The sequence below is a fragment of the Variovorax nivicola genome (assembly GCF_051216475.1).
In the GTDB taxonomy this organism is placed as follows: Bacteria; Pseudomonadota; Gammaproteobacteria; order Burkholderiales; family Burkholderiaceae_C; genus Variovorax.
In genome coordinates this window covers 1-23,871 of sequence record NZ_JBPJZK010000009.1, presented here as the reverse complement: position 1 = coordinate 23,871, position 23,871 = coordinate 1, and the positions used below count along the sequence as shown (strand labels likewise).

Genomic DNA, 23,871 nt, shown 5'->3' with positions numbered 1-23,871 from the left:
CATGCATTTCCCTGGGAGGACCACCGGCTCAGCCGCAAGTCGCACATGACTCAAAACAACAGTTCCAAGGTTTTTACTTCGTACGCACAGAACTTCGAGGACGTAATGCTCTGGCGGGCGCTGAAGCACGTACCTGCGGGCGTCTACGTCGACATCGGTGCCCAGCACCCCGTGGTGGACTCCGTCAGCAAGGCGTTCTACGAGCAGGGGTGGCGCGGCGTGCATGTCGAACCTGTTCCGTACTATGCAGAATTGCTGAGACGGGACAGGCCCGACGAAGTCGTTCTGCAGGTTGCGCTTTCTGACGCGGCGGGCATCCTTGAACTCCACGTGATCGAGGATACGGGTCTCAGTACGGGTGTGAAGGCCTATGCCGACATCCATCAAGCCGAACATGGCTTTGCATACAAGACCGTACCGACGCCCATGCTGCCGATGAAGACCGCCTTGGCATCGCTGGACGGCCGCCCTGTGCATTGGCTGAAGATCGACGTCGAGGGACTGGAGGAAGAGGTGCTTCGAGGTTGGGACAGCAAGACGCTGCGGCCCTGGATCATCGTGATCGAGGCCACCGTGCCGATGTCGACCGAACTCCACTACGACGGCGCCGAACGTATTCTGGTCGACGCCAGCTACCAATTCGCATACTTCGATGGGCTCAATCGTTTCTATGTAGCGGCCGAACATGCGGATCTTCTGCCGGCCTTGCGGATTCCGCCCAACGTTTTCGACTATGCCGAACTCAGCGGGTACTCGGGAACTTGGTGCAACGGTCTTATCGCACGCCATCAGGAGGCGCTGCGAGCCTGCACAGCTCAACTCGAGGCCGAACGCGCCGAGCGGGTCCAGATCGAACTCACAACCCGAGCCGAACTGAACAGCGTACGAACCGCACTTGATGATGCAAAGAACCGAGCGCATCAGGTCGCGATGCGCACTGTTGAGGCCGAGGCACGCGCCGCCATCGCCGAGGCAAGTGCCAATCACGCCAACGAGCGGGCACTTGGCGCAGAAGCACGCGCAGTTGATGCAGAAACGCGCGCACTACAGGCAACGAATACACCAATGCGACGACTGGCTTCCGCAGCGATGGAGGGCCGCATCACGAGTGGAATCAAACGTCGCGTCAAGGTCGCCCTTCGTGTAGCGGCGATCACCGTAGGTCACCACCCGACGCTGAAGCGAACGGCCGTATTTGCCTTGAGTTGCGTCCCGCCGTTGAGACGCCGCCTGCAAACGATGCTCTCCCCCCCACCCGCTTGCGCACCGCAGAACGCCCTGGAGAAACCTCTGTCCATGTCCCCCGATACCGCCCTGGTTTACCGGCAACTGCGTCAAAGTCAGCATCGATCGGGGCGCACCTGATGCGGATTGTCATTGACCTTCAGGGTGCCCAATCTACCGGCAACAGACACCGCGGTATCGGACGCTACTCTTTGTCTCTGGCGCAGTCGATGGCGCAGCGCGCGGGAAAGCACGAGCTTTGGCTGGCGTTGAACGGGCGCTTCCCCGACGCGGCGAACGATATCAGAACCGCCTTCAGAGGGCTGATCGACCCAGCGAATATCAAAGTTTGGTACCCCGCCGCGCAGTCCGGTGCCGGAGCCCGGGCACCGAGCGACGTGCGGGCAGACGAAAAGCTCTACGAGGCATTCCTGGCCAGCCTGCGGCCCGACGCGGTGCACGTGTCGAGCCTGTTCGAAGGCTTGGGGGACGCGACGGTCACCAGCGTGGGCCGCTTCGCACGCACCCCCACGGCCGTCACGCTCTACGACCTCATTCCGCTGATCAACCCACACCCCTACCTCGACAACCCGGTCATGCGCGACTGGTACATGGGCAAGGTGGAGACGATGCGCAAGGCGAACCTCTGGCTCGCCATATCGGAGTCATCGAGACAAGAAGGCCTTTCTCACCTGGGCCTGGATGCAGCGCGCTGCGTCAACGTGTCGACGGCCGCGGGCGATCATTTCAGGAAGCTCGACATCGCTCCCGAGCGCGCACGTGCACTGCGCGCCCAGTACCGCCTGCATAAGCCGTTTGTGATGTATACCGGAGGCATCGACCACCGCAAGAACATCGATGGGCTGATCCGGGCGTTCGCGCTGCTACCTCCTGAAATGCGCTCTGGACACCAACTCGCGGTGGTGTGCTCGGCGCGATCAGAAGACCGCGAAGCACTGGTGGCGTTGGCCCGCCAGCAAGGGTTGGCCGAGGGAGATGTCGCGGTCACGGGGTTTGTGCCGGAAGAAGACCTGGTCGATCTCTACAACCTGTGTGCGCTGTTCGTTTTCCCATCGTGGCATGAAGGGTTTGGCCTGCCGGCACTGGAGGCGATGCTGTGCGGCGCTCCCGTGATCGGAGCCAACACGTCGAGCCTGCCCGAAGTCATTGGGCGGGAAGACGCGATGTTCAATCCGCGGGACGACAAGTCCATCGCCGCGAAGATGTCGCAAGCGCTCGGCGACGACGCTTTTCGGCGTGTCCTCGTCGAGCATGGCGCGCAACAAAGCAAGAAGTTCTCGTGGGATGAATCGGCACGACGCGCGCTACAGGCCTTCGAACAGCTGCACGACTCGACGTCCACGGCAAGTTCCGGCGCAGCGACTGCTCCATCAACCGGTGCGACACGTCCCCGCTTGGCCTATGTGTCGCCCTTGCCGCCCGAACGCAGCGGCATTGCGAACTACAGCGCCGAGTTGTTGCCGGAGCTCGCGAAGTTCTACGACATCGAACTGATTACAGAGCTCAAGGCGATCGACAAGCGCGAACTGAGCGAGTCGTTTCCGTTACGCAGCATCGAGTGGTTCCAGAACAACGCATCCGCTTTTGATCGAGTCCTCTATCACTTCGGAAACTCCGAGTTTCATCAGCACATGTTTTCGTTGCTGGAAGAAATCCCCGGGACCGTTGTCCTCCACGATTTTTATCTGAGCGGAATCCAGGCACACAGAGAGAACGCTGGTGGTGAACCTTTTGCATGGACGCGCGCACTCTATGAGTCGCACGGGTATCACGCCGTTGCCGAGCGTGCAAAGGCGGTAGATACGGCTGACGTGATATTCAAATACCCTTGCAACTTCGACGTACTGCGGCTCGCGTCCGGTGTCATCGTTCATTCGCCCTACTCGCTGGAGCTTGCAAGACAATGGTTCGGCGGCAGGAGCACGGACAACTGGACACTGATTCCGCTGCTGCGCGTAATGCCCGAGTCGATAGACGAAGCAAGACATCGCGCACGCAAGGAGCTGGGCTTGAATGACGACCAGTTCCTGGTTTGCGCATTTGGTCTGCTCGGTCCAACCAAATTGAACCACCGCTTGCTCGATGCGTGGCTGCAGTCGTCCCTGGCCACAGATCCCAAATGCCGTCTCGTGTTTGTCGGAGAGAACGACAAGGGAAGTTATGGGGTGCAACTGCAACAGGTCGTTTCCCGCCGCGATCAAGCCGCGCAGGTAGACATTACTGGCTGGGTCGATTCCGCAACATTTCAACGCTATCTGAGCGCCACGGATGTCGCGGTTCAACTGCGAACGCTGTCACGCGGAGAAACCTCGGCCGCTGTCCTGGATGCATTGGGGCGAGGTGTTGCCACGGTGGTCAACGCTAACGGGTCGATGGCATACCTGCCATCCGACGCGGTTGTGATGCTGCCCGAAGAGTTCAGCGACGAAGAGCTGATCAAGGCACTGGAAGCTCTGCGTCAATCCCCAAAAATTGCGCGCTCTCTTGGAGAGAAGGGCCAGCAGTTGATCAGCACGACGCATGCGCCGGCCGATTGTGCTCGGCAGTACGCCCATGCAATTGAGCTGTTTGCATCGCGCGCTGAGTACACGCGCGCGGGCCTGATCAGATCGATCGGAGCGGATGCTTCGTTGTCCGATGAAAGCTTGGCCAAGGCCGCACGGAGCATTGCACGGGCCCTGCCGATGCCGGCCGCGAAGCGCCAATTCTTTGTCGATGTGTCGGAGTTGGTGCAACACGACTGGCAAAGCGGCATTCAACGGCTGGTGAGGTCATTGCTCCGATCGTTATTCGACAGCCCGCCGGAGGGCTACCGGATAGAACCGGTCTACGCCTTGAAGGGCGAACCAGGATACAACTACGCACGGAAATTCTCATTGCGTTTTCTCGGTTGCTCGCCGCAGGGCCTCGATGACGCGCCTATCGACGCGCGAGATGGCGACATCTTTGTAGGCTTGGATCTGCAACCACACATCGTCCCGGAGCAAGCCGATTTCTACAAGGCGCTGAGGCAACAAGGAGTCCGTGTCGAATTCGTGGTGTACGACCTGTTGCCGGTCTTGTTGAGTCATCGATTTTTCCAGGACGCAAAGGCTGTGCACGAGCGTTGGTTGAAGGTGATCGCCGAGAGCGATGGTGTTCTTGCGATCTCCAACGCAGTCGCGGACGAGTTCACGGCATGGGCTTCCGAGAACGCGCCCGAACGTATCGGGGCAGGTCTCAAGGTGCGTGCTTTCCACTTGGGCGCGGACATTTCGTACTCGATGCCGACGAACGGTCTGCCGCTCGCTGCCAAGTCAACGCTGGCCCAGATCGCGGCCGCGCCGGCCTTCCTGATGGTCGGCACAGTCGAGCCTCGCAAGGGGCATGCACAAACGCTCGATGCGTTCGAACAGCTCTGGCGCAACGGCATCAACGTCAATCTCGTGGTTGTAGGCAAGACAGGCTGGATGGTCGAGGAAGTCATCGAGCGGCTGCAACGACACCCGCAGCGGGGCCGACGGCTGTTCTGGCTCGAAGGGATCAGCGACGAATACCTGGAGCGGCTCTACGACGATAGCGCATGCCTGATCCTGGCCTCCGAGGGCGAAGGTTTCGGGCTGCCGTTGATCGAGGCCGCCATCCACAAGTTGCCGATCCTCGCGAGGGATTTGCCCGTGCTCAGGGAGGTCGCGACAGACCATGCACTCTATTTCGAAGGCATGAAAGGCGAAGACATCGCCGCAGCGGTCGTACGATGGCTCGAACTCTTCAGGACGGACCAGCATCCGCGCTCGGAGACAATGCCATTCTTGACTTGGCAACAGAGTGCAGAACAGTTCAAGGCTGCACTTTTCGACCAGTCTTGCTCCGGGACCGCGCCGTAGCGGTCTCAATCAGAGGTGTATTGCGCAGAGCTCAAGTCAGCATTTCAAAAGATGTCGCCCGAGCATGCTCATGCACAACCCAGTTATTCAGTTAGAAAAGAAAAGAGGACTTCGATGAAAAAGCGCGCTGTTGTAACAGGCATCACAGGCCAGGACGGTGCCTACCTGGCGGAATTGCTGCTGGCCAAGGGCTACGTGGTTTATGGGACTTATCGTCGTACGAGTTCCGTCAACTTCTGGCGCATTGACGAGCTCGGAATTCAGAACAATCCCGATCTTCATCTCGTGGAGTACGACCTCACGGATCTTGGCAGTTCGATCACGCTGATCAAGGATGCGAACCCTGACGAGATCTACAACCTCGCCGCACAGAGCTTCGTTGGCGTGAGCTTCAACCAGCCTGCCGCAACTGCCCAGATCACCGGCGTCGGCGCACTCCATCTGCTCGAGGCCATTCGCCTAGTCAACCCGAAGATTCGTTTCTATCAGGCGTCGACCTCCGAGATGTTTGGCAAGGTGCAGGCCATTCCCCAGGTCGAGAGCACGCCGTTCTATCCGCGCAGCCCTTATGGTGTAGCAAAGCTCTACGCGCACTGGATGACGATCAACTACCGCGAGAGCTACGACATCTTTGGCTCCAGCGGCATTCTGTTCAATCACGAGAGCCCGCTGCGCGGCCGCGAGTTCGTCACCCGCAAGATCACCGACAGCGTTGCCAAGATCAAGCTCGGCAAACTCGATGTGCTCGAACTCGGGAACCTCGACGCCAAGCGCGACTGGGGCTTCGCCAAGGAATACGTCGAGGGTATGTGGCGCATGCTGCAGGCCGACGAACCCGACACCTTCGTGCTGGCCACCAACCGCACCGAGACCGTGCGGGACTTCGTCAAGCTCGCATTCAAAGGCGCAGGCATCGGCGTCGAGTTCAAAGGCTCCGCGGAATCCGAGATCGCGGTCGACACCGCCACCGGCAAGACCGTGATGCGCGTGAATCCCAAGTTCTACCGGCCGGCGGAAGTCGAGCTGCTCATCGGCGACCCCGCCAAGGCCAAGGCCAAGCTGGGCTGGTCGCCGGCCACCACGCTGGAACAGCTGTGCCAGATGATGGTCGAGGCCGATCTGCGGCGCAACACCCAAGGCTTCTCGTTTTGAAGATCCTGCTGACCGGGGCGGAAGGGTTTACCGGTCGCCTATTTGCCGAGCATGCAACCGCGGCGGGCCACACCGTGGTCGCGCTGCAGGCCAACCTGACGAACGCGGACGCCCTGCGCGACGAAGTCCTGGCCACCGCGCCGGATGCCGTCGTGCATCTTGCCGCGATCAGTTTCGTCGGCCATGCACACGACGAAGCGTTCTATGCCGTCAACGTGATCGGCACGACCAATCTGCTCAACGCGCTGGTGCAGCTACCGGTTCGCCCGCGGCGCGTGCTGCTGGCCAGCAGCGCCAACATCTACGGCAACACGGCCGAGTCGCCCATTGGCGAGACGCACGCGCCGGCACCCGTCAACCACTACGGCATGAGCAAGCTCGCCATGGAGTACATGGCGCGAACGTATGCCGATCGGCTGGATCTCGTGATCACGCGCCCGTTCAACTATACGGGGCCCGGCCAGGACGACCATTTCCTGATTCCCAAGCTTGCGATGCACTTCGCGGCCCGCGAGCCTTCCATCGCGCTGGGCAACCTGGACGTGGAGCGCGAGTTCAACGATGTGCGAATGGTCTGCGACGCGTACCTACTGCTGCTTTCGCACGGCGAGCCCGGCGAAACCTACAACATCTGCTCCGGCCAGCCCTACGCATTGCGTTTCGTCATCGACACCTTTGCGCGCCTGACGGGATATTCGCCGCGCATCGAGGTGAACCCCGCGTTCGTCCGGGCCAATGAGGTGCATCGGCTTTGCGGCAGTGCGGCGAAGCTGCGGGCACTTTTTGCAACGCACGGCGTCACGCTGCTCAGTCCGCCACTGGAGGAAACACTGCAGCGAATGCTGCAGACGGCCGGATCCGGCAAGGCTACTTGAACGTCAGCATCCGGTGGCCGAAGTAGCTCGTGACGACCGGCACGAGAACACCGACCAGGTGCGCCACGGCCTCGGCATGCTCGGCGATGCCCATCTTCGGAAACACCCAGCGGGCAAGGACGAGGCTGATCGCCAGCGTCTGCAGCACAGCGAGCACATTCACGCCGACGAACTTCATGATCTGCGGGCCGAGCGCGCTCTTCTTTGCGTCAAACACATGCTGGCGCATCAGCACGAAGGCGACCACCATCCCCACCAGGTAGGCCAGGACAATGGCCGTGCTGTAGCCCAGCCAAAGGCTGAACAGGAAGCGCGACCCGTAGTTGGCGGCGGCGGCAATGCCGCCGGCGATGAGAAACCGGAGGAACTGCGGCGTCAGCAACGCGCTCTTCATCGGGTTTGCGCGGCCGCGGCCGACTTTGCCAGTTCGCGCCCGAATCCGATGCTCTCCGAGATGCCTCGGTCTTCCGGGTAGTAGTACGACGTATCCGCCACCCACAAACCCTGTACCGGCAAGGCGGCAGGCGGAAGGCGATCCAGATAGCCTGGGTCACAGATCGGCTGCGCGTAACGGTAGCGGCTGGCGCGCATATCGATGAAGTCGTCTTCCGTCAGCGCCGGATTGATCTTCATGCAGTACCGGCGAACCTTGGCCAGGAAGACTTCGTCCGCGTCCTGGAACTTCGGATGCTCACCCGGCATGTAGAACGGAACGTACAGGACATGAGGGTCCAGCGGCCGCAAATTGCTGTACTCCACCAACCCTGGGATGTCCATCTCGGGGTCGTTAATGTTGAGCCAGAAATTCTCGGTCAGGGGCTTGCGCAGCTTGGCGATGACGCAGACCACGGCGATGTTCTTCAGCGCGGCAAAAGCTTGCAACGTCTGCGCCGGCAGCTCCGGCATCAGGCGCGGCACATAGGGCAAGGGAACGGTGCTAATGATCTTGTCGAAGACCTCCATCCCCGCCGCCGTTTGCACCCCCTTCACGGCGCCATCTTCGATCACCACCTTGGAGGCCGGGGACGCGAGACGGACCTCGCCGCCCTTGGCCTCGATCGCCGCCTTCAGCGCATCCAGCAACGTTTGCGATCCGCCGTCCAGGTAGCCGAGCTTTTCCTTGAACAGGCTGTAGCGGGAACGCCCGATGCGGCGAATGCGGCTCCAGATCCACGCGGCCGACAGGTTGGAGCTGTGCTCGTAGAACTTGTAGTCGAACAGGCGCTTCCACAGCACCTCGTAGGCTTCGGCGCCGACCCATCGCTTGATCCAGCCGGTGGCCTCGACGTGGTCGAGCGGCTTCCAGTCGTTTCGCTTGGTTGAAAGAAAAGCGTGCAGGCCGTAACGGAACTTGGCGACCAGCCCCAAGCCTTTGAACGTCAGCAAGGCCATCGGATTTCCCCATGGCTGAAGACGGTTCTGGTACCAGTAGCCCATCTTCGTGGCCACCCAGTGCATCTTCGAGGAGAGGCCGAGTTCTTCGAGCACCTGGAAAAAGGCCGTGTCCGAGGTGCAATGGAAATGGTAGTAGCGCTCAATCTGCAGCCCGCCGAAATCAAAGGCCGCGGTCATTCCGCCCACGCGGTCGTCGGCTTCGAACACGACGGGCCGGTGCCCGTCGAGGGCCAGTTGGTAGGCGACAGCCAAGCCCATGGGGCCGGCTCCCAGAACGGCAATGCGTTGCCCGCGCGGCGAGCCCGGAGCGACAAGGTTCGATTCCGCCACGTCAGAACTCCAGTGCGATCTTGCTGTAGACCGGATGATTAAAGGTCTCCTCGACAGCCTCATTGAACGGCGTGCTGCGCACACCGAAGATTCCGGGCCAGTCGATCACCTCGAACTCGTCGCGCGCCACCAGAGCCTGGAGCTGCTGTGTGGTGAACGGCGGATTGCGATCGAACAACGACCAAGTCCACAGCAAGCCGTAGAACAGGCCATAGGGAATCTTGACGATCCGAGCCTTCGCCTTGGTGGCGCGCTTGATCTCGCGAATGATGTCGATGTAGTCGACCTGCTGATGCCCGGTGATGTTGAAGATCCCGGTGCGGACGGTGTTTTCGATGCAACTGATGATCACGTTGCAGAAGTCGCCGACGTACAGCGGCTGGCGCATGAACTTGCCGTTTCCCGGCACGGGAAACACGGGCACCTTCGCCATGAAACGCGACAGCCATCCGAGATGCTTTCGATCAAACCAGCCGAACATCAGGGTCGGTCGCAGGATCGGGCATTCGATGCCGCTGTCTAGGACCATACGCTCCTGGTCCTTCTTGCTGCGGGTATAGAAATCGTCGGCCACGGACTCCACCACCGACGAGCTGATATGGACCAACTGGGGCACCTTGTTCTTCTTGACGGCTTCGAGGATGAGTTCCGTGGAAATCACGTTGTTGTCCACGAATTCCTGGTAGTCGATGCCGCCGATCTGCGCTTGCAGCATGACCACCACGTCAGCACCTTCGAAATGCGCAAGCCAGTCGCCGCGCTTGGAAACATCCGCGTATTCCGCAACTACGTCGGGATGCGCTCGCGCCAGCACCTCGAGGTTGGGACGGTGCTTGTCCAGCACGACGATCTGCGTGAATTTTTCGCGATTCAGGCGGGCAACCAGGTTTTGCCCGACGAGACCAGCCCCTCCAGGAAGAATTATTTTCATACCGAAACCCTAACAAACAAAATGAGGCACATGCTATTGCGCGTAGCGAACGCCAACGCCGAGCAATCCGATGGAGAGGCGCCGGTCGTCGCCGGAAAGACCCAACTCTTTGGGAGACTGCTTTCCATCGAGCTTCAGCACGACCGTCGTGATGGGAGATCTGTTCCACAGCATCGGGCCGACGCTCACATGCACGACGCCCTGACCTGAAACTTCCTCGCCGCCGATTTCCTCGCCATTGACAAGCACACCCACGTGCTGCGACTTGATCTTTCCGTTGCCCAGATAAGGAAAGACCTCAAAGCTCAGGTCGACCGGCTTCGACGCGCTCTTTGACTTGAATTGCAACGCGATCATGTTGGCGGACAACCATTCCCATTCGTCCGGCTTGCCGGGACGCGGGGACGGCGCAGCAACAATTTCGCATTTCGCTTTCAGCGGATTGAATTTTTCGATCTCGCCGCGGGTGTCCAGGATCGGCGAATCGTCACGGATCCGGCAATAGTCGCTCTCGGTGAACTCGGAAGGAAGATGGTCCACCTTCGCGGTCCAGATTTCCACCGAGTTGTTCTTGTCTATCAAGCGCTCTTCGGTGTAGCCGGTTCCCCAGCCGAAGACATAGGTCCAGTCGTTCGGGACGAAGTAGGGAACGTTCGATCGAGTCAAGCGCACGGCCAGGCCTGTATTGATGCCCCAATCCTGTCCGTCGATCTGGTTGATGGCGATCCGGCTGCCGGGCTTTTCAAGATGAACCGGCTCGCTGCCGCCCAGCATCGTCGAGTGCTTGCTGAAAACCTCGAAGTTCGCGTTGTACCGCGGCACGATGAAAAAGGCGGCCACGATCCAGAGAAGCGAAAAAACCAGCAACACCGGGCGAGGCAGCCGCGCGATGAGGCAGTAGACGACCAGCAATCCCAGCAGGCCGACGATCGAGTACACGAAGAAGGAGTTGAATTCGTAGAGCGGCCCCGTGATCCGAAGCGCCCACAGCGTCGAGAACGCCAAGGCCAGAATGCAGAACAGGGCTAGGCGCTGCAGTTCGACCCTTGACTTCTTCAGGTTCAGCAGCCACTTCGTCGGAAGCACGAGTGCAGCGGCCACCATGAGCAGTTCGAAAAGAACCTTGAGGCTGCCCAGCTTCACGTCTCGGGCAGTGTCCAGCCACTCCGGCTTTCTGTCGAAGATGAAATAGGAAGCGACGTAGTTCATCGCCTGGTTGAATTTGGGCGTCTGACCATGGTTCGACTTCATGTACGTCAGGACTCGCACCGCGTTGCAATCCGGGCAACGGGTCAGGTCGATGATGATAGGAATCAGGAAGATGCCCATGATCACGAACGAGGCAGCAAAAACCCCTGTGCGCTTGCGGCCAAAAGTCCACGCAGGATCGATCACCTGCCGCGCCTTCGCCGCCCATGCAAAGCTCAGGATTGCGGCAAGAAAAACCGGGAACGTGAGCACCGGCTGCGCGATGTGCCCGTGGCACAGGACGCAGACACAGAAGACGCACACGGGCAGAAAGCGGAACCAGCCCAAGCTCAGCGCCGCCGAGGAAATCAGAAGCAGCAGATACGGGCCGAACAGCACATGCGGCGCCCAGATGCTCGATACCGCGATGTAGCCAATGCCCGCGCCCAGGCACGCCACCAGAATCCATGCGAGAAGAATTCTCTTGTCGCGCACCAGAAACAATGAAATGGCGACCGAACTCGCAATGAATCCGCTCTGGAGAATGATGCCGAAGAACACATGCGCCTGATGCGGCGAGGGAACGAAATGCAAGAGGTCGACCAGAACCATCTCGCCGAAGGCATACACATAGAAGAAGAACGGGCCCGGATGGTTGAACTGCCATCTCGAGTAGTTCCCGTAGATCTCATGGAAACTTTTGGCGCGGATGATGTTCAGTGCATTGGCCGCAAAATCGCCCGCCTCCAGCCTGTAGGGGCCGAAGACGAAGCCAGCCGCAGTTGCCAGGACGATCGCAAAAACGGCAAAAAATACGATCCACCAATATCGCCATTCGACACGGGCCGCAGCATTGCCTCGAACTGACTCACTCATCAGGTTATCCCTCACCCTTACAGCCCAAGTTTCTTGAAAATGAATGTCGGAATCATCTTGATGATCGTCATGATGATTTGCCAGAACCAGGGCACGTAGATGACGGCCTTCCTTGCGCTCACCGCATCGACGATCGTCCGGGCCACGCGCTCCGGCGTCGCAGTCAACTTCTTGGGCAGATCGAGCCCGGCCGTCATGGGCGTGGCAACGAAGCCCGGCTTGATCAGCAACAGGTTGACGCCGCGCTTGAAAAGCCTTCCCCGCATGCCGGAAGCAAAAGCCTCCACGCTGCTCTTTGCGGCGCCATAAAGGAAGTTGCTCGGCCGGCCGCGATCTCCGGCCACGGAGCCGATCACCGCCAGCGTGCCCCTTCCTTGCGCTTCGAACCGAGGCGCCAGCGCGAGCATGCAGACAATCGCGCTTTCGCCGTTGGTACGGAACTGCTCGATGGCGTAGTCGAGGTCTACTGCCGCACGCGCCTGATCGGGCAGCGTGCCGTGGGCAATCAGCGCCACGTCGACCTCGCCGAGGTCGCGCCATGCGCGCTCGACGACATCGGGGAACTGCTTTGGCTCGGCCGCGTCCCACACATAGCTGAACATCCCCGTGGCGCCGCGGGCGCTCAGGTCGCTTGCGACGACCTCGAGTTTGTCCTGTGCGCGCGCCACAAGCGCAAAGGTGCAGCCTTCGGCGGCATATCGCCGCGCCACGGCCTCGGCGATACCGGAGGTCGCACCGACGATGAGGATCTTCTTTCTTGTTGACATGGAATGGGTCTCAGGGAGTTACGCGGTTCCAGAACCGCGATTTCAGATGCGGGTCGCGGAACGCTTCGACTTGGGGCCAGGCCGGGTAGGCTTGCTGAAAATGCACCGCGCTCATGTGCGCGTCCTTCGCCGGGTAGAGGCGCCCTCCGGCCTCGTGAATCAATGCATCGAGCTTGGCGAACAACCGTGCGTTGGCAATGTCGCGCTGCGCAAAGTCGAGCGCCAGCGAGACGCCCGGCAAGGGGAAGGACAGAAGTCCGGGCGACGGAACATCGCCGCACCGCTTGAGCACCGCGAGGAAAGAGCCGCTGCCGCTGCGCGCGATCTCTGCGAGCACCGCACGAATCGCGTCCCGCGAACTGGCGAATGGCACAACGCACTGGTATTGCTGAAACCCGGCTCGCCCGTACATCCGGTTCCAGTGCAGCAGCTTGTCGAGCGGATAGAAGAACGGGTCATAGCCGACCGTCGCGTGGACCTGCCTGGCTTGCTGCCGGTGGTAGTAGAGCGTGTTGAAGATCCGCAGGCTAGCCACATTGACGAGCGACACAGGAGGATCGACCGGCATGCTCTTGGGCTTCGCGGAAGAGACCTGCAAGCCACCTTCCTGTGCATGGTTGCCCACGATGTAGTGTCCTCGCCCCGCCTGCCGGCCGGTGGCGAGGCAGTCGACCCAGGCCACGGCATATTCGTGCTGCGCATCGAGCTGCTCGGACAGGTCGAAAAACTCGTCCAATCCACCGAACTTGATCGAGCGCTGCGCCATGTAGGCAGAGGGCACGCGACGCAGCTGGATTTCAACCGACAGCACGATGCCGGTCAGGCCCAGCCCCCCGACGCTCGCACGGAACAACTCGGCGTTGTCCTGCGGCGAGCAGTCGACCACCCCGTCCTGCGTCCTGAACAGCGCCAGCCGCCTGATGTGGCAACCGAAGGTGCCCATCACATGGTGATTCTTGCCGTGCACGTCGTTGGCCACGGCGCCGCCAAGCGTGACGAACTTGGTCCCCGGTGTGACCGGCAGGAACCAGCCCCGAGGCAGCGCGATGTCGATGAGCGCTCCCAGGGTGAGGCCGGCTTGTGCGACGACCACGCCGGTTTCCCAGTCCGCTGCGATCACGCGGTCCATGCCTGCCGTCGCCACGACATGGTCGGACGCCGCCATACAGGAGTCGCCGTAGCTGCGCCCCATGCCGAACGCGAGCGTGCCACCGCTGCCTTGCGCCAGCGCGGATGCGGCAGCGCCTTCGACCTCGGACGGCCAATGAACGGCGTGTGCCATTTGCGGGTGGTGGGGATACCGCCCCCACGACAGGCGTGCGGACGAGTTCAAAATGCGGCTGCGACAAAAGTGGCGGCGAACGCAATGCCAATCCAGCGGCTGACACGGTCACGCAGTGCGAAGACGATCGGATCGTCATTCATGCGCCCCCGGTGCGCGATCAACCAGACCCGGCTCAACCAGAACAACAACAACGGGCACGCCACCCACAGCACCTTCGGGTGTCCATACAGGTGCAGCGAGGCCACGTCGTTGATGTAGAGGGCGAGCACGAGCACCGACAGATACCCCGACGACCCGCCCAGGGACGCCAGAAGCTCGAAATCCTGGACCTCGTAGCCTCGCCCCGGTGCGGCGTCGTCCCGCCCTTGCTCCCTGGCTTCATAGAGTTCGGTGTACCGCTTGACGAAGGCCAGGCTCAGAAACATGAAGATGCAGAACGCCAGGATCCAGAACGTCAACGGCGCGACGATCGCGGCGGCGCCGGCGACGACGCGCACCGTGTACAGCATCGCCAGCGTGACCACGTCGAGCATGACCACGCGCTTGATCCAGAGCGAATACGCCAGCGTCAGGAGGTAGTACACCCCGAGAACCACCGCGAATCTCGCTGGCAGCCACAGCAGCGACGCACCGAACGCGAACACCAGCAGCGCGGGCATCCAGACCATGGCGTGGAAGACCGGAAATGTCCCGGCCGCCAGCGGCCGATTGCACTTCGTGCGGTGCCTGCGGTCGTCCTTGAGGTCGAGCAGGTCGTTCAGCAGGTATACGCTGGAGGCACAGGCACCGAAGCACAGGAACGCGAGCGCGCAATCGCCCAGCAGTTGCCAGTGGCTCAACTTGTGCGTTGCCAGCAATGGCACGAACACGAGAAGGTTCTTGGCCCATTGGTGTAGCCGCAGCGCCTTGCGCAACACACGCAGGTATCCCACGCGATCGTCGAACACCTCGCCCAAGTGTCCGAGACGGCGCGCGCGCGCCAACACATTGAACTCGGGGTTCACCACGTGGGCGACGTTCGCGGAGCGCCAGACGTCCAGGTCGGCGGTCGAATTGCCGACGTATTCGAAGCGCTGTTCGCCGTAGCGGGAAACCAGGGCATCCCGCTTGTGTGCAGAAGCAAGGTTCTTCGCCTCGGTGCCGAGCACCTCGTCGAAGATACCCAGATGGTCGGCCACCTGGCGTGCAAGCCGCGCGTCGGAAGCCGTTGCGAGCACCAGATGCACGTCACCCAGGGCTTTCTGGCTCTCGAGCCAGGCCACCAGAGGCTTGTTGTAGGGAAGCGTAGCGATGACCGGCGTTGCCACGTCGGCGACGCGCCGCTTGAAATAGGCTTTTCCCTTCAACAGCCAGAACAGCGCCTTCAGGAACAGCAGGGGCTGGTAGCGCAGCATCAGGAAGACGCTCTCGACCAGCAGGTCCGATCGAATCAGCGTTCCGTCGAGGTCGACCGCGATAACCCGGCGGCCCGCAGTGGCGCGGCCCGATCGTGCATCGCCCAGGCTCATCGCTTGCTCAAACGCAGTCATGGGAACAGATCGGCCTTTTCCAGCGAAACGCCGGCGGCATCCTTGGCGGACAGTTGAGGGGACATGTCAGGCCAGGCGATGTTCAAGGTCGGATCGTTCCACGCGATGCAGCGCTCGTACGCCGGCGCGTAGTAATCGGTGGTCTTGTAGAGAAACTCGGCCGTGTCGCTCAACACCAGGAACGCATGGGCAAACCCGGCAGGCACCCAGAGCTGCTTGTGGTTTTCGTCCGTCAACTCCACGCCCACCCAGCGCCCAAAGGTCGGAGACGACTTGCGGATGTCGACGGCGACATCGAACACCGCCCCGCGCACGACACGCACCAGCTTGCCCTGCGGCTGTTGGATCTGATAGTGAAGACCGCGCAGCACGCCCTTGGCCGAGCGCGAATGGTTGTCCTGGACGAACTCGACGTGCTTCCCGACGGCCTCGTCGAAGGCCTTGCCGTTGAAACTCTCGAAGAAGAAGCCGCGCGCGTCACCGAAGACCTTGGGCTCGATGACCAGCACGTCGGGTATGGCGGTCGGTGTTGCTTTCATGATTTGTCCAAAACTCAAATGGGTCACGCCACGCGACGAAGGTAGCCGTCCGGGGCCACGCTGACGAGAAGCTTGTTGTCGATGGCCCGGTCGATCTCGAACGCATGCGAATGCGTTTTGAGGAATTCGTGAACCGCTGTCTTCGGATTGTCGCCGGGTCCCCATGGGCGGTCGGGAAACAGGCTGTCGGGCAGATCTTCCACGATGGTGTCGAACACGACGCAGTAGCTGCCGACGCTCACCAGCGGCGCGTAAGCGCGCAGCTCGTCGAGCACGTGGGCATGGGTGTGGTTGCTGTCCAGGCAGACCAGGACGGACCGTTTATCCGAAGCCGCGGCCTTGACCTTGTCGATCACGTCCTGCGCGATGCTCGAGCCTTCGATCATGGAAATGCGCTTCATCATGGGATGCGCCTCGATCGCCTTGCGATTGTGCGAACGGATGTCGATGTCGATACCCAGCACCCGCGCATCGGCCGGGCCGCCGCACGCCGCATTCAGCTCCAGCATCGCCGCGGAGAAGATCAGCGAGCCGCCGTGCGCGATGCCGGTCTCGATGATCAGGTCAGGCTGCACACGCCAGATGAGCTCCTGCATCGCCAAGATGTCCTGCGGATACTGGATGATGGGGCGCCCCATCCAGGAGAAGTTGTAGGAATAGCCTGCGCGGATGGAGGAGCCGATCAGCGCCTTGGCGTCCGCCTGCAAGGTCGAATTGGTTTCGTTGGCCGCAACGCGTGCGGCCACTTCATCGTCAAACGTCATTTTTTGTCTACCTTTACGAGTCGAAATCTGCCGCGGGACTGTGCCACGATCTCTTCGAAATAATTGGAGTTCATCACGAACACGTGCGCGCCCGGCGGCAGCGACTCGAGCGCGCGATCGGGAGAGACGATGGCCAGCCCCGTGCCGGCCATGTACTTGCCTTGCTTGATCGGGTTGATGTCGATCGCCACGTCGAATTCCACGCCTGCGGCGCGAAGGTGGTGCGAAAAGATGACGCCCTTGGAAGAGGCGCCCCAGATCGCCATGGGCCCGGAATCGGCGAGCGCAAGGGCCTTGCTCTGTTCGACACCGGCCATGAAGTCGGCCGGCAACGCGATCGACTCGCGCGGCGGCGCCACAGCCTGCCGCAACGATGCGAGGTCTGCGACGACATAGAGATACTGGCCGCCGAACACGTGTCCCGCCTCATGGACGCATTCGAACATCCTCTCGAAGTCCGCCGCGCGAAAGTAGTTGACGTGCTCGTAGAAGATGTCGAACCAGGCACCGTGCCGGCAGATCCAGTCGAAGCACGGCACCTCGATGTAGATCTTGCCCTGACCCCCATTGGCGTCGGCGATCTCCTTCAGGAATTCGAAGGGTCGCGGAATGTGCTCGAGCACGTGGCGAAGCACGATGGCGTCCGCGGACAGCCCGAGTGCTCGCGAGAAGGGAGCGGCAACGACATGCGGGCTCTCACCCTCGAAGGCGGGGTCGATGCCGGTCGCTTCGTAGCCGGCTTCGCGCAGGTGGTTCAGAAAGTAGCCCTTGCCGCAGCCGACCTCGATCAACGACGGCGTCTGAAAGTGACGCCTGATGATGCTTAGCACGGCGTCCAGGTGCTCTCGGAAGACCGACGAGCATGCCTGCTCGTTCTGGTAGTCGGCGTCATAGGTCAGCAGCGCCGGGTCGAATGCCTCGTTGAAGACAAGCCCCGTGACCTCGTCCCGCACCAGGACCATGTCGCCCCGGGCCGAGCCGATGCCCGCCTCGACGCTGTCGAACACGCGGTTCTGCAGGACGGGCAGCCCCTCGATGCGCAAGAGTTCACGATGCATCGGCCACCTCCCGCGTCAGTCGAATCAGTTTGGCATTGCTGCCCCAAAACGCCATCGGCTCGTAATTCGGATAGGGAAAGTGTCCCAGGGCGAGCGCGATCGGCGAGCCAAGGGAATCGCGCCAGCCCTCGACGAGCGAGCGCACCGAGGTGGGCCGGCCCGAACAGACATTGACGATCCCGTGCGCCTCGTGGCCGAGGGCCAGGGCCACAAGGTGCTGCGCCACGTCGGCCACGGGCAGGAAATCGCGCAACTGCTCGCCGCCGGACATCCGGAACTCGGCATCGCCGCGCCCGGCGGCCGCCATGAACTGGGTGTACAACGCGCCCGGCGCCTGCCCTTCGCCGTACATGTAGAACAGCCGCGCCCAAGCCAGGCGCACCTGGCTGTCCGCGGCCAGGAACTCGAGCTCCCGACGCAATGCATCCTTCGCGAAGCCGTAGGGGTTGCGAGGATCCGTCGGAAGCGATTCGTCGAGCTCGCCGGATTGCATGCCGTATTCGAAGCAGGTGCCGGCACACACCAGCGTCGACAGCCCGGCCTTCACGAGCTGTTCGAGAAACCGGTACTGCTCGCCCAGGTGTGTGTCGAAATGATGCCGCGATTGGTAGTTCGGCAGGCCGCTCCACGCCAGATGAATGAGCGCATCGGGCCGTCCCAGCCATTCGAAGGCGCCTTCGGAAGCCGCACTCATGTCGGCCGCCACATGCGCGACGCCCTCCGGCAGCCAGGCGCCCGCGCCCCGCCTCGACACGGCGACAACGCGGACGCCGGGCAGCAAGGACAACCGGCGAACCACGTGCCGGCCGATGAAACCGCTGGCACCAGTGACTGCGACCTTCATAGGACTTCCAGGCCGGGCACGGCGCAGACGAATTGCCCACCCCACTCGCGGATGTAGGCCAGCTGGCTCATCACTTCCGCCTTGAGGTTCCAGGGAAGGATCAGCACGTAGTCGGGCTTTTCGCGCTGAAGGCGCGCCTCGTCCACGATCGGAATGCGGCTGCCGGGCATGTACTGGCCCTGCTTGGCGGGATTCCTGTCGACGACCCAGGGCAGCAGGCCGGGCCGAATGCCGGCGTAGTTGAGCAAGGTGTTGCCCTTGGCCGCGGCGCCATAGGCGCCGACGCGCTTGCCGGCCCTGCGGGCCTCGATCAGGAAGGTGACGATGCCGTCGCGCACGTCGTCGGCCCGCGACTGGAAGCCTTCGTAGTAGGCCGGGGTCGTCAGTCCGGCATTCAATTCGACGGCCAGCAGGCGCGCCACGGTTGCCTCGGCCGCACGCTCGCCCGTGTCGCGACGTTGCGCGAAGACCCGCAGGCTGCCGCCATGCGTGGCGAGCTCCTCGACGTCGAAGACGCACAAGCCATTGGCCTCGAACAGCCGATGCACCGCGCTCAGGGACAGGTAGGAAAAATGCTCGTGATAGATGGTGTCGAACTGACAGTCGGCCACCAGCCGCATCAGGTGCGGAAACTCGAAGGTGGCCACTCCATGCGGCTTCAGCAGCTCAGCAAAGCCGGCCACAAAGTCGTTGATGTCCGGCACGTGGGCCAGCACATTGTTGGCGGCGATTAGGTCCGCGGCCTTACCCTCGGCAACCAGTTGCCGGGCCAGTGCCACGCCGAAGAACGCCTCGACCACGCTCAGGCCCTTCTCGCGCGCGGCGCGTGCCGTGCTGGCCGTCGGTTCGATGCCTGTGCAGGGGATACCGGCCTGCTGCACATACTGGAGCAGGTAGCCGTCGTTGGCAGCCACCTCGACCACGTGCGATGCTGGTGACAGTGCAAAACGCCGCACGACCTCATCGACGTAGCGCTTGCTGTGCGCAAGCCAACTCGTCGAATACGAACTGAAGTAGGCGTAGTCGCTGGAGAAGAGCTCCGCGTAGTGCGCGTAGTCCTCGGTCTGGACAAGCCAGCATTGGGAACAGGCGAGCACGCGCAACGGATACCACTTTTCCGGTGCGGCGAGTTGCGCGGCGCCTAGGTAGGCATTCGAAGGCGGGGACGACCCCAGGTCCATGAGTTGCAGCGACAGTTCTGCGTGGCAATGGCGGCACCTCATGTCAAACACCGCGGAAGTCGGAAGGGATGAAAGGGTGCGCGGCATCGCGTGCGGACAGGTCTGCGAACGCGAGCGGCCAGGCAATAGCAAGCGCGGGGTCTACGGGGTTCAGCCCGCCTTCGGCGCCTTGCACGTAGGGAGTGGTATGCAAATACAGCAATTCGGTGTCGTCGGAGAGTGTCTGGAAGCCGTGTGCGAATCCGTTGGGGATGAGCAGGCTGCGCGCGTTCTCGGCGCTCAATTCTTCGGCGTGCCAAGCCAGGAAGGTCGGCGAATCCCTGCGCAGATCGACGGCAACGTCGAAGACCTTGCCGCGCAGGCAACTGACCAGCTTGTCCTCGGCATGCGGCGGGTACTGGAAATGCAGCCCGCGCACTGATCCGCGCCGGTGCGTCAAGGTGTGATTCATCTGGGCGACCGGCTGCGAAAACCCCGCAGAGGCCAGTTCCTCGGCACAGAAGAAGCGGCTGAAGAACCCGCGCGAGTCTTCCAGCTTGTGCCGCTGTATCAGCTTGAGCCCGCTGAGGCGGGTGGCGGTGACGTCAAACCTCGGCATGCGCTGCCCCGCGTTCGTGCGCCGCGATCTGCCCCAGGCTGACCGCCTGCATGTCTTCACCCGCACGCCAGGCGCGATCCCATTCGACGATCCTGTCGAGCGCCTCGTCGAGCCTCCAGCGGGGGTGCCATCCCAGTTCGCTGCGTGCCCTGCTGCTGTCGAGCTTGAGGTAGCCGGCCTCATGCACGGTCTTGGCATTCGTTTCCCGCCACTGCGTGCCTGGCACCTTGCCGACCAGGCGGTCCAAGAGCTGGCGCACGGGGATGGCGTCCTCGTCGGCGGGGCCGAAGTTCCAGGCGGAGGCCGCCAGCGCGTCGCCCTGGACGAGGCGCTCGGCCAGCATCAGATAACCCGAGAGCGGCTCCAGCACATGCTGCCAGGGTCGGGTGGCGCCGGCATAACGCACATCGAGCGCTCTTTGTGCCTGGAGAGCGCGGAAGAAATCGGGAACGAGTCGATCATCGGCCCAGTCGCCGCCGCCGATCACGTTGCCGGCCCGTGCTGTGGCGACCGCCACGCCGGCCTGCGCGAGGAAAGAAGTCCGATAGGCGGCCGTCACCAACTCGGCGCACGCCTTGCTGCTCGAATAGGGGTCGGTCCCGCCAAGCGCTTCGCTTTCCCGGTAGCCCCACAGCCACTCGCGGTTGTCGTAGCACTTGTCGGTCGTGACATTCACGACCGCGCGCACGCCCTCGCAGGCGCGGACAGCCTCCAGCAGGTTGACGGTGCCCATCACGTTGGTGGCATAGGTCTCGGCCGGTTCCTGGTAGGAGTACCGAACCAGGGGCTGCGCGGCCAGATGAAAAACGATCTCCGGCATCGCCTCGCGAACGGCATGTTTGAGCGCTTGGCCGTCGCGCACGTCCGCAATCGCATGGCTCTGCAGCAGATCGGCGACGCGTGCCTGCGTGAACAGGTTGGTCGGCGTCGGCGGCGGCAGCGAGAAGCCGTGGACTTCGGCACCGAGCGCATGCAGCCACATCGCCAGCCAACTTCCCTTGAAGCCGGTATGCCCGGTTACCAGCACGCGGCGGCCCTGCCAGAACGAGGGGGTCACGGCCACACCTTCCACGGCGCCGAATGGGTGGACCAGAGCTGCTCCAGGTGGTTCTTGTCGCGCAGCGTGTCCATCGGCTGCCAGAAGCCGGCGTGTTCGAAGGCCATCAGCTGGCCCTCCCCGGAGATGCGGGCCAGCGGCTGCCCTTCCCAACTGGACTGGTCACCTTCGATGTAGTCAAGGCATCGAGGCGACAGAACGAAGAACCCGCCGTTGATCCAGCCGCCGTCGCCGCGCGGCTTCTCGATGAACCCCCGTACGGCATCGCCATCGCGTTCGATCGCGCCGTAGCGCCCGGCGGGCTGCACCGCCGTGACCGTGGCGAGGCGCCCGTGGGCCCGATGAAAGTCGATCAGCTTGTCGATTCGCAGATCGGCCACGCCGTCGCCATAGGTGAAGCAGAAGGCATCGTCGTCCTTGAGGTATTCGCCGACGCGCTTCAGGCGTCCACCCGTCATCGTCTCGTCGCCAGTGTCGACGAGCGTGACTTTCCAGGGTTCGGCCTTGCGCTGGTGAACGTGCATTTCGTTGCTGCGCATGTCGAAGGTCACGTCGGACATGTGCAGGAAGTAGTTGGCGAAGTACTCCTTGATGACGTAGCCCTTGTAGCCGCAGCAGATGATGAAGTCGTGGATGCCGTAGGCCGAGTACAGCTTCATGATGTGCCACAGCATGGGCTTGGCACCGATCTCGATCATGGGCTTCGGCTTGAGATGCGTCTCTTCGGAAATGCGCGTACCCAGGCCGCCCGCCAGAATGACTGCTTTCATGCGACTAAGACCCTTTGCGTTCTTGCAACTAAAGAAGCCTCAGCTTCTTTCCGATTTTTACGAAGATGCGTCCGTTTAGCTCGTTCAATTGCCGTTCAGTTGCCAAGCGCCCCTGCTCAGCCCCCTCGGACAACGAGAAAGCGGCGCGCTCCCGATTCCTTGATGCAGAAAGTTCCGCAACCAACTCATCATGCTGACGTGACAGTCGAAGGATCTCGTTAGAAAGCTCTGCATGCATGTCCGATCTTTGCTGTGCAGCCACGCCGATCTCTTGCTCCAGAAGCTCTGCGTTCTGAGCGGCCGATTTCATCCAGGCAATGACCGATTCGACCAAGTCTGCTGACTTGTCCGCCGTGCCAGCCAGTTGAGTTGGCATTTTGCGACCGGCAGCGGGAAACCGGAAAACATCGCTGCCCGTCGAGGTGAACTCAGTTCGCCCGGCGTCAATCAATGAAAAAGCCGTGTCCCAATCACCGAGTCGAAATCCAACGGCCGATGCAGCAGAACTTCGCTCCTTGGCAGATAGCTCAATTTTTGCGGGTGCTCGCCAAGCACCTCGATACCGTTCCTCAAGCAGCTTTCGAAGTGGCAGATACTCCTCTAGCGTGAAGATCTTTCGCCGACTGATCTCTCGGTCCAGTCGTTGAAACAACAAAGCCCAGGAATGGATGTGAGAAACGTCAAAATCGTGACTAGCTTGGCCCGCGTGGATCGAATAAACAGCGCCTGGCCGTTTGCACAAGTAGACTGGATATTGACAAAAAATCTGAACCTGAAAATCAACATCGCTTGGCAGTCCCGTACATAGATACGGGTGCCCCACGCTGGCCAAGGCTTCTCTGCACCACAGGACAGAGCTCCATCCATAGTGGAGATGAGTCATCCAATCGGTCAGATGCTCGCGCGGCTGCAACAAGCCAAAGTGCAACTTGTCGAGAGGCGCAGGATAGGTGTGAAGAAGCGCGCCAGTCCCATCCCGTGCCTCCGTCACGAATACGGCAGCCCCAGCCTCCCGATACTCCTCAAGGATTTGGTAGGCATCATGCAGAAAATCGGGCAGCAGCCAGTCGTCGTCCGCCAAGGGTACGAAATAGGCCGTCGAAACGTGCGCCAGCGCGTCTTGGTAGTTGCCGGTGGAGCCGATATTCTCGGGCCGCCTCAGGTAGCGTACGCGTGGGTCCTGCGCCATGAGAGAACACACGTACGCCTCGGTTTCGTCCGTCGAGGCGTTGTCGAACACGTGCACGAGCACCGGCACACGGCGCTCCTGCAGGACGCTTTCAATTGCCTTCTGCAGCTGCACCCGCCGGTTGAAGGTGGGAATGATGACCGTGATTGTGTGAGTTGACTCCTTGGTCAGCAACTCATGACCGCTCACGAACGCACCTTGTCCGTCAACAGGTGCCTCAGGTATTTGCCATACCCGCTCTTCTCAAGCGGCGCGGCGAGCTTCTCGAGCTGGGCACTATCAATGAATCCATTGCGCCACGCAATCTCTTCAGGACAAGCGATCTTCAGCCCCTGCCGATGCTCCAGCGTCGCGATGAACTGCCCCGCCTCCAACAGGCTGTCGTGCGTGCCTGTATCCAGCCATGCGTAGCCGCGCTGCATGATCTGCACA

At 61.7% G+C, this 23,871-nt stretch carries 20 protein-coding genes and 1 pseudogene; 4 read left to right on the top strand and 17 right to left on the bottom strand.

Annotated features, from left to right (window positions below):
• Positions 1-45: 45 nt before the first annotated feature.
• From ACSFBF_RS28485 to ACSFBF_RS28470, 4 genes are all read left to right on the top strand, one after another.
• Complete coding sequence (locus tag ACSFBF_RS28485; protein ID WP_435472857.1) at positions 46-1,365, top strand: FkbM family methyltransferase; 1,320 nt, start codon at positions 46-48, stop codon at positions 1,363-1,365.
• Entirely contained in the window at positions 1,365-5,111 is a 3,747-nt protein-coding gene (locus tag ACSFBF_RS28480; protein WP_435472855.1) for a glycosyltransferase, read from the top strand. Before ACSFBF_RS28485 ends, ACSFBF_RS28480 begins: the two co-directional genes overlap by 1 nt.
• A gap of 114 nt (positions 5,112-5,225) precedes the next feature.
• Positions 5,226-6,263, top strand: a complete 1,038-nt coding sequence (gene gmd, locus ACSFBF_RS28475) for a GDP-mannose 4,6-dehydratase (protein WP_435472853.1) — start codon at positions 5,226-5,228, stop codon at positions 6,261-6,263.
• Positions 6,260-7,138 (top strand): NAD-dependent epimerase/dehydratase family protein, encoded by an 879-nt coding sequence (locus tag ACSFBF_RS28470; RefSeq protein ID WP_435472851.1) that lies wholly within the window; start codon positions 6,260-6,262, stop codon positions 7,136-7,138. Before gmd ends, ACSFBF_RS28470 begins: the two co-directional genes overlap by 4 nt.
• On the opposite strand, the gene ACSFBF_RS28465 is transcribed toward ACSFBF_RS28470, so the two are convergent.
• The 17 genes and pseudogenes from ACSFBF_RS28465 to ACSFBF_RS28385 all read right to left on the bottom strand — a co-directional run.
• The gene (locus tag ACSFBF_RS28465) at positions 7,131-7,532 is read right to left on the bottom strand and encodes a GtrA family protein (protein ID WP_435472849.1); all 402 of its coding nucleotides are present in this window, start codon (positions 7,530-7,532) and stop codon (positions 7,131-7,133) included. The genes ACSFBF_RS28470 and ACSFBF_RS28465 overlap by 8 nt on opposite strands.
• Entirely contained in the window at positions 7,529-8,863 is a 1,335-nt protein-coding gene (locus tag ACSFBF_RS28460; protein WP_435472847.1) for an NAD(P)/FAD-dependent oxidoreductase, read from the bottom strand. The genes ACSFBF_RS28465 and ACSFBF_RS28460 overlap by 4 nt, the downstream gene beginning before the upstream one ends.
• Before the next feature lies 1 nt (position 8,864).
• Positions 8,865-9,794 (bottom strand): NAD-dependent epimerase/dehydratase family protein, encoded by a 930-nt coding sequence (locus ACSFBF_RS28455; RefSeq protein ID WP_435472845.1) that lies wholly within the window; start codon positions 9,792-9,794, stop codon positions 8,865-8,867.
• A gap of 33 nt (positions 9,795-9,827) precedes the next feature.
• Entirely contained in the window at positions 9,828-11,858 is a 2,031-nt protein-coding gene (locus tag ACSFBF_RS28450; protein ID WP_435472843.1) for a hypothetical protein, read from the bottom strand.
• A 17-nt stretch (positions 11,859-11,875) separates the two neighbouring features.
• Positions 11,876-12,625 carry an SDR family oxidoreductase gene (locus ACSFBF_RS28445; RefSeq protein WP_435472841.1) on the bottom strand — a complete coding sequence of 250 codons (750 nt, stop codon included), beginning with the start codon at positions 12,623-12,625 and terminating at the stop codon, positions 11,876-11,878.
• Positions 12,626-12,635: 10 nt separating this feature from the next.
• Positions 12,636-13,907 carry an FAD-binding protein gene (locus tag ACSFBF_RS28440; RefSeq protein WP_435472839.1) on the bottom strand — a complete coding sequence of 424 codons (1,272 nt, stop codon included), beginning with the start codon at positions 13,905-13,907 and terminating at the stop codon, positions 12,636-12,638.
• A gap of 47 nt (positions 13,908-13,954) precedes the next feature.
• The gene (locus ACSFBF_RS28435) at positions 13,955-15,439 is read right to left on the bottom strand and encodes a UbiA family prenyltransferase (RefSeq protein WP_435472838.1); all 1,485 of its coding nucleotides are present in this window, start codon (positions 15,437-15,439) and stop codon (positions 13,955-13,957) included.
• On the bottom strand, positions 15,436-15,978 hold the full coding sequence (gene rfbC, locus ACSFBF_RS28430) for a dTDP-4-dehydrorhamnose 3,5-epimerase (RefSeq protein ID WP_258351361.1): 543 nt from the start codon (positions 15,976-15,978) through the stop codon (positions 15,436-15,438). Before rfbC (ACSFBF_RS28430) ends, ACSFBF_RS28435 begins: the two co-directional genes overlap by 4 nt.
• A gap of 23 nt (positions 15,979-16,001) precedes the next feature.
• Positions 16,002-16,742, bottom strand: coding sequence for a cephalosporin hydroxylase family protein (locus ACSFBF_RS28425; protein ID WP_435472836.1), 741 nt, complete (start codon positions 16,740-16,742; stop codon positions 16,002-16,004).
• A complete protein-coding gene (locus ACSFBF_RS28420) occupies positions 16,739-17,800 on the bottom strand; it encodes a class I SAM-dependent methyltransferase (RefSeq protein WP_435472834.1) in 1,062 nt (353 codons plus the stop codon). The genes ACSFBF_RS28425 and ACSFBF_RS28420 overlap by 4 nt, the downstream gene beginning before the upstream one ends.
• Entirely contained in the window at positions 17,790-18,644 is an 855-nt protein-coding gene (locus ACSFBF_RS28415; RefSeq protein ID WP_435472832.1) for an NAD-dependent epimerase/dehydratase family protein, read from the bottom strand. Before ACSFBF_RS28415 ends, ACSFBF_RS28420 begins: the two co-directional genes overlap by 11 nt.
• Complete coding sequence (locus ACSFBF_RS28410) at positions 18,641-19,867, bottom strand: methyltransferase domain-containing protein (protein WP_435473232.1); 1,227 nt, start codon at positions 19,865-19,867, stop codon at positions 18,641-18,643. Before ACSFBF_RS28410 ends, ACSFBF_RS28415 begins: the two co-directional genes overlap by 4 nt.
• A gap of 1 nt (position 19,868) precedes the next feature.
• Positions 19,869-20,423 carry a dTDP-4-dehydrorhamnose 3,5-epimerase gene (rfbC, locus tag ACSFBF_RS28405; RefSeq protein WP_435472830.1) on the bottom strand — a complete coding sequence of 185 codons (555 nt, stop codon included), beginning with the start codon at positions 20,421-20,423 and terminating at the stop codon, positions 19,869-19,871.
• The gene (gene rfbG, locus ACSFBF_RS28400) at positions 20,410-21,480 is read right to left on the bottom strand and encodes a CDP-glucose 4,6-dehydratase (RefSeq protein ID WP_435472828.1); all 1,071 of its coding nucleotides are present in this window, start codon (positions 21,478-21,480) and stop codon (positions 20,410-20,412) included. The genes rfbC (ACSFBF_RS28405) and rfbG overlap by 14 nt, the downstream gene beginning before the upstream one ends.
• Positions 21,477-22,250: a glucose-1-phosphate cytidylyltransferase gene (rfbF, locus tag ACSFBF_RS28395; protein ID WP_435472826.1), complete on the bottom strand. Its 774-nt coding sequence runs from the start codon at positions 22,248-22,250 to the stop codon at positions 21,477-21,479. The genes rfbG and rfbF overlap by 4 nt, the downstream gene beginning before the upstream one ends.
• 28 nt (positions 22,251-22,278) lie before the next feature.
• The gene (locus tag ACSFBF_RS28390) at positions 22,279-23,628 is read right to left on the bottom strand and encodes a glycosyltransferase family 2 protein (RefSeq protein ID WP_435472824.1); all 1,350 of its coding nucleotides are present in this window, start codon (positions 23,626-23,628) and stop codon (positions 22,279-22,281) included.
• Positions 23,625-23,871 (bottom strand): annotated as a pseudogene (locus tag ACSFBF_RS28385) (glucose-1-phosphate thymidylyltransferase RfbA); the annotation flags it as partial. The pseudogene ACSFBF_RS28385 and the gene ACSFBF_RS28390, both read right to left, overlap by 4 nt.

Bases quoted from the DNA above. Each gene is read 5' to 3' on its own strand.
- ACSFBF_RS28485 (WP_435472857.1), top strand. From the start codon at position 46: ATGACTCAAAACAACAGTTCCAAGGTTTTTACTTCGTACGCACAGAAC.
- ACSFBF_RS28480 (WP_435472855.1), top strand. From the start codon at position 1,365: ATGCGGATTGTCATTGACCTTCAGGGTGCCCAATCTACCGGCAACAGA.
- gmd (WP_435472853.1), top strand. From the start codon at position 5,226: ATGAAAAAGCGCGCTGTTGTAACAGGCATCACAGGCCAGGACGGTGCC.
- ACSFBF_RS28465 (WP_435472849.1), bottom strand. From the start codon at position 7,532: ATGAAGAGCGCGTTGCTGACGCCGCAGTTCCTCCGGTTTCTCATCGCC.
- ACSFBF_RS28455 (WP_435472845.1), bottom strand. From the start codon at position 9,794: ATGAAAATAATTCTTCCTGGAGGGGCTGGTCTCGTCGGGCAAAACCTG.
- ACSFBF_RS28450 (WP_435472843.1), bottom strand. From the start codon at position 11,858: ATGAGTGAGTCAGTTCGAGGCAATGCTGCGGCCCGTGTCGAATGGCGA.
- ACSFBF_RS28445 (WP_435472841.1), bottom strand. From the start codon at position 12,625: ATGTCAACAAGAAAGAAGATCCTCATCGTCGGTGCGACCTCCGGTATC.
- ACSFBF_RS28440 (WP_435472839.1), bottom strand. From the start codon at position 13,907: ATGGCACACGCCGTTCATTGGCCGTCCGAGGTCGAAGGCGCTGCCGCA.
- ACSFBF_RS28435 (WP_435472838.1), bottom strand. From the start codon at position 15,439: ATGACTGCGTTTGAGCAAGCGATGAGCCTGGGCGATGCACGATCGGGC.
- rfbC (WP_258351361.1), bottom strand. From the start codon at position 15,978: ATGAAAGCAACACCGACCGCCATACCCGACGTGCTGGTCATCGAGCCC.
- ACSFBF_RS28425 (WP_435472836.1), bottom strand. From the start codon at position 16,742: ATGACGTTTGACGATGAAGTGGCCGCACGCGTTGCGGCCAACGAAACC.
- ACSFBF_RS28420 (WP_435472834.1), bottom strand. From the start codon at position 17,800: ATGCATCGTGAACTCTTGCGCATCGAGGGGCTGCCCGTCCTGCAGAAC.
- ACSFBF_RS28415 (WP_435472832.1), bottom strand. From the start codon at position 18,644: ATGAAGGTCGCAGTCACTGGTGCCAGCGGTTTCATCGGCCGGCACGTG.
- ACSFBF_RS28410 (WP_435473232.1), bottom strand. From the start codon at position 19,867: ATGAGGTGCCGCCATTGCCACGCAGAACTGTCGCTGCAACTCATGGAC.
- rfbC (WP_435472830.1), bottom strand. From the start codon at position 20,423: ATGCCGAGGTTTGACGTCACCGCCACCCGCCTCAGCGGGCTCAAGCTG.
- rfbF (WP_435472826.1), bottom strand. From the start codon at position 22,250: ATGAAAGCAGTCATTCTGGCGGGCGGCCTGGGTACGCGCATTTCCGAA.